Consider the following 5,048-nt stretch of genomic DNA (forward strand, 5'->3'; position numbering starts at 1 on the left):
CGCCTTTCGGATGCGCGTCGTCATGGTCGTCGGGTGTTGGGTGTGGTGCGGGGTTCGGCGGTGAATCAGGACGGTGCGAGTAATGGTTTGACGGCGCCGCATGGTCCGTCGCAGGAGCGGGTGATTCGTCAGGCGTTGGTGAGTGGTGGTTTGTCGTCGGGTGATGTGGATGTGGTGGAGGGGCATGGTACGGGGACGACGTTGGGTGATCCGATCGAGGCGCAGGCGTTGTTGGCGACGTATGGGCAGGGTCGGGCTGATGACCGTCCGGTGTGGTTGGGGTCGGTGAAGTCGAACATCGGTCATACGCAGGCGGCGGCTGGTGTGGCGGGTGTGATCAAGATGGTGTTGGCGATGCGGCATGGTGTGGTGCCGGCGAGTTTGCATGTGGATGAGCCGACGCCGCTTGTGGACTGGGCGGCGGGTGCGGTTCGGCTGGTGGCTGATCCGGTGCCGTGGCCGGAGGTGGAGCGGCCACGCCGGGCAGGGGTGTCGTCGTTCGGCGCTTCGGGGACCAACGCACATGTGATCGTTGAGTACGTTCCCGAGTCAGCGGAGTCAGCGGAACCGGCGGGTTCGGCGGGTTCGGCGGATGAGGTGGAGGCCGACGGGGTCCCGGACGGTGACGGCAGTGTGGTGCCGTGGGTGCTGTCGGCTCGTAACCCGCAGGCCCTGCGCGACCAGGCACGCCGCCTGAGCGATGCCGTGATGGCCGCTCCGACCGCTGCGGTACAGGAAGTGGGTTGGTCCCTGCTGTATTCGCGTTCACTGTTCGAGCGGCGTGCGGTGGTGGTGGGCCGGGAGCGGAGCGAATTGCTGGCGGGTCTCGCTGCGTTGGCTGCCGGAGAGGTGCATCCGGCGTTGACGGTGTCTCGTGAGGATGCGGCGCTGCCGAGTGGTGACACGGTGTGGCTGTTCAGTGGTCAGGGCAGTCAGTTGGTGGGTATGGGGGCTGGGTTGTATGGGCGGTTCCCGGTGTTCGCGGCGGCGTTCGATGAGGTGTGTGGTCTGTTGGAGGGGGAGTTGGGGGTTGCTGCGGGTGTGCTGCGGGAGGTTGTGTTCCGTGGCCCGAAGGAGCGGTTGGATCACACCATGTGGGCGCAGGCGGGGTTGTTCGCGTTGCAGGTGGGTCTCGCGCGGCTGTGGGAGTCGGTGGGGGTGCGTCCTGATGTGGTGATCGGACACTCGATTGGAGAGATCGCGGCTGCGTATGTGGCGGGGGTCTTCGACTTGGCGGATGCGTGTCGGGTGGTGGGGGCGCGGGCGCGTCTGATGGGTGCGCTGCCCGAGGGCGGGGCGATGTGTGCGGTGCAGGCCACACGTGAGGAACTGGCCGCCGACCTGGAGGGTTCCGGTGTAAGTGTGGCGGCGGTCAACACGCCCGACTCGACGGTGGTTTCGGGTCCTGTCGGCGAGGTGGGGCGGATCGCCGCGTTGTGGAGTGGGCGGGGGCGCAAGACCAAGTCGCTCACGGTCAGCCATGCTTTCCATTCGGTGTTGATGGAGCCGATGCTGGAGGAGTTCGCGGATGTGCTGGGCGGGGTGGGTTTCCGGCGGCCGTCGATTCCGTTGATCAGTAATGTGTCGGGTCGGGAGGCGGGTCAGGACATCGCCACTGCGGAGTACTGGGTGCGGCATGTGCGTCAACCCGTGCTCTTCCAGCCTGCGATCGCCGAGGTTGCGTCACGGGCGGGTGTGTTCGTGGAGCTGGGCCCTTTCCCGGTCCTGACCACCGCCGCCCAGCACACCCTCGATGACGTCGTCCGGACGGATGGGTCCGAGCCGGTGATGGTGTCCTCGCTCGTCGGTGAGCGGCCTGAGGAGGAGGCATTCGTCAGCGCGATGGCGCGTCTGCACACGGCGGGGACGGCGGTGGACTGGTCGGTGTTGTTCCCGGCCGACCCCACCCCCAGGGTTGTGGACCTGCCGACGTACGCGTTCCAGCGGGAGCGGTTCTGGCTGGCCGGCCGCCGCGCCGGTGGTGGGGATGCGGCGGGTCTGGGGTTGGTGGCGGCCGGACACCCGTTGCTGGGCGCGGCGGTGGAGTTCGCCGAGGGCGGCGGTTGCCTGCTGACCGGGCGCTTGTCGCGGTCGGGGGCCTCGTGGCTTGTTGATCACGAGGTGGCGGAAGTGGTGCTGGTGCCCGGAACGGCGTTGGTGGAGTGGGCGTTGCGGGCCGGTGACGAGGTGGGCTGCGCGACGGTCGAGGAGCTGATGTTGCAGGTCCCCGTCGTGGCGCCGGAGGCTTCCGGACTGCGGGTGCAGGTCGTGGTCGGTGAGGCGGCCGACGACGGACGCCGCGACGTGCGGATCCATACACGTCCTGACACGGACACCGCCGACGGTTCGTGGGTGTGCCACGCGACCGGTGTCCTCGCTCCCGAACCCGCCCGTGTGGCGGAGGAGTTGAGCGGTGCCTGGCCTCCGGCCGGCGCCGAGGCGATCGACGTGGAGGGTTTCTACGAGCGGATCGCAGCGGCCGGTTACGGGTACGGTCCGGCGTTTCAGGGTCTGCGTGCGGTGTGGCGGCACGGCCAGGACCTGTTGGCCGAGGTAGTCCTGCCCGAGGCCGCCGGCTCCCACGACGGGTACGGCATCCACCCCGCCCTCCTGGACGCCACCCTCCACCCGGTCCTGGCCGCCCGCTTCCAGGACGGCTCCGGGGACGATCAGATGTACGTGCCGTTCGGGTGGACCGGGGTGTCTCTGGGAGCGGTGGGGGCCACGGCGGTCCGCGTGCGCCTCCGCCCGGTCGGGGAGAGCGCCGACCACGGGATGAGCGTGACGGTCACCGATGCGACCGGCGGGCCTGTCCTGAGCGTCGAAGCCCTGCGGACCCGCCCCATGAAGCCCGGCCAGCTGGTGGCGGCCCGACAGCGTGACGTACGTGGTCTGTTCACGGTGGAGTGGACGCCGCTTGCGGCTTCACGGTCCGAGGCTGCGGAGGGCGGCGAGTGGACCGTCCTTACAGGTGGTGTCGGTCTGGCCGATGTGGTGGTGGCCGGTGGTGGTGTGCCGTGGGCGGTGCTTGCTCCGGTCGAAGTGGCCGATGCCGACGGTCTGTTGGTTGTTGAGCGGGTGTTGTCGTTGGTGCAGGGGTTTTTGGCTGTGCCGGAGTTGGTGGAGTCGCGTCTGGTGGTGGTGACGCGGGGTGCGGTGGCTGCCGGTGGTGATGGTGGCGGCGATGTGGATGCGTCGGCTGCGGCGGTGTGGGGTCTGGTCCGCAGCGCGCAGTCGGAGAATCCAGGCCGCTTCGTCCTGCTGGACACGGACGGTGGGGAGTTGCCGCAGACCGTGCTCCGTCAGGCCGTCCAGGACCTCGACGAACCCCAACTCGCCCTGCGCGACGGCGAGATATACGTACCCCGTCTGACTGCCGCACACCATTCGGCCGAGCTCGTCGCGTCGCCGGGTGAACCGGCATGGCGCCTGCGGATGGGGAGCGGCGGCTCGCTGGACGACCTGTCGGCGGTTGCCTGCCCGGAGGCCCTTGAGCCCTTGGCGCCCGGACAGGTCCGCGTGTCCGTACACGCCGCCGGAATCAACTTCCGTGACGTTCTCGTCGCGTTGGGCATGGTTTCCGCGTACGGGGCCATGGGCGGTGAGGGTGCCGGTGTCGTGACGGAGGTCGGTCCCGGCGTCACCCGTCTGTCGGTCGGGGACCGCGTGATGGGCGTGTTCGAGGGCGCCTTCGGCCCCGTAGCGATCGCGGACGCACGGATGGTCGCGCCCATGCCTCAAGGCTGGGACATGCGTCAGGCGGCCGGTGTCCCTGCGGCCTTCCTCACGGCTTGGTACGGGCTGGTTGAGCTGGCCGGTCTGAAGGCGGGCGAGCGGGTGCTGATCCATGCCGGTACGGGTGGTGTGGGGATGGCGGCGGTGTGGATCGCCCGTCATCTGGGTGCGGAGGTGTATGCCACCGCGAGCCCCGCCAAGCATGCCGTGCTGGAGGAGATGGGGGTCGATGCCGACCATCGGGCGTCCTCCCGCGACCTCGACTTCGAGGAAACGATCCGGCGGGTCACCGGTGGGCGGGGTGTGGACGTCGTGCTCAACAGTCTCACCGGTGAGTTCATCGATGCCTCGCTGCGGTTGTTGGGGGAGGGCGGCCGGTTCCTGGAGATGGGCAAGACGGATCTGCGCGTGCCCGAAGAGGTGGGTGCCGAGTATCCGGGCGTCACGTACACCGTGTACGACCTGGTCGCCGACGCCGGGCCGGACCGCATCGGACGGATGCTGGACCACCTCGGCGAATTGTTCGCCTCAGAACGGCTTAAGCCGCTCCCGGTACGTTCCTGGCCGCTGAGCAATGCGGGGGAGGCGTTCCGGTTCATGAGTCAGGCGAAGCACACCGGCAAGCTGGTGCTGGACGTGCCACCTGTCCTCGATCCCGAGGGCACGGTACTGGTCACCGGCGGCATGGGCGTGCTGGGGCAACTGGTCGCGGAGCACCTGGTGCGGGCGTACGGAGTACGGCATCTGCTGCTCGCCGGCCGCCGTGGCCCGGAGGCTCCGGGAAGCAGCGAACTCTGCGCCAGGCTCGGCGAGCTGGGTGCGGAGGTAGCCGTCATCGCGGCCGATGTGAGCGATCCGGAGTCGGTGGCGGAGCTGGTCGGCAGGACGGACGCGGCGCATCCGCTGACCGGCATCGTGCATGCCGCGGGTGTCCTGGAGGACGCGGTGGTCACGGCGCAGACCCCGGAGGGGCTCGCACGGGTCTGGGCGGCCAAGGCCACCGCCGCGGCGAATCTGCATGAGGCGACGCGGGAGATGCGGCTGGGCATGTTCGTGGTGTTCTCCTCGGCTGCCGCCACCCTCGGCAGTCCGGGGCAGGCCAACTACGCGGCGGCGAACGCCTACTGCGACGCACTGATGCGCAGCCGCCGGGCCGAGGGGCGCGCCGGGCTGTCGGTCGGCTGGGGAATGTGGCAGGTCGCGGGCGGTATGGCGGCCGGGCTCAGTGACACCGACGTGGCCAGGCTCGTACGTTTCGGAGTCAAGGCGATGAGCGTCGAACACGGCATGGCCCTGCTCGACGCCGCACACCG

General features: G+C 69.3%; 1 protein-coding gene. It reads left to right on the plus strand.

From position 1 onward, the window contains the following. On the plus strand, nt 1–5,048 hold a 5,048-nt coding region (locus AOK01_RS46255; RefSeq protein WP_157871597.1), incomplete at both ends, for an SDR family NAD(P)-dependent oxidoreductase.

Origin of the sequence: Streptomyces aurantiacus, from assembly GCF_001418335.1 — a bacterium.
In the GTDB taxonomy this organism is placed as follows: domain Bacteria; phylum Actinomycetota; class Actinomycetes; order Streptomycetales; family Streptomycetaceae; genus Streptomyces; species Streptomyces aurantiacus.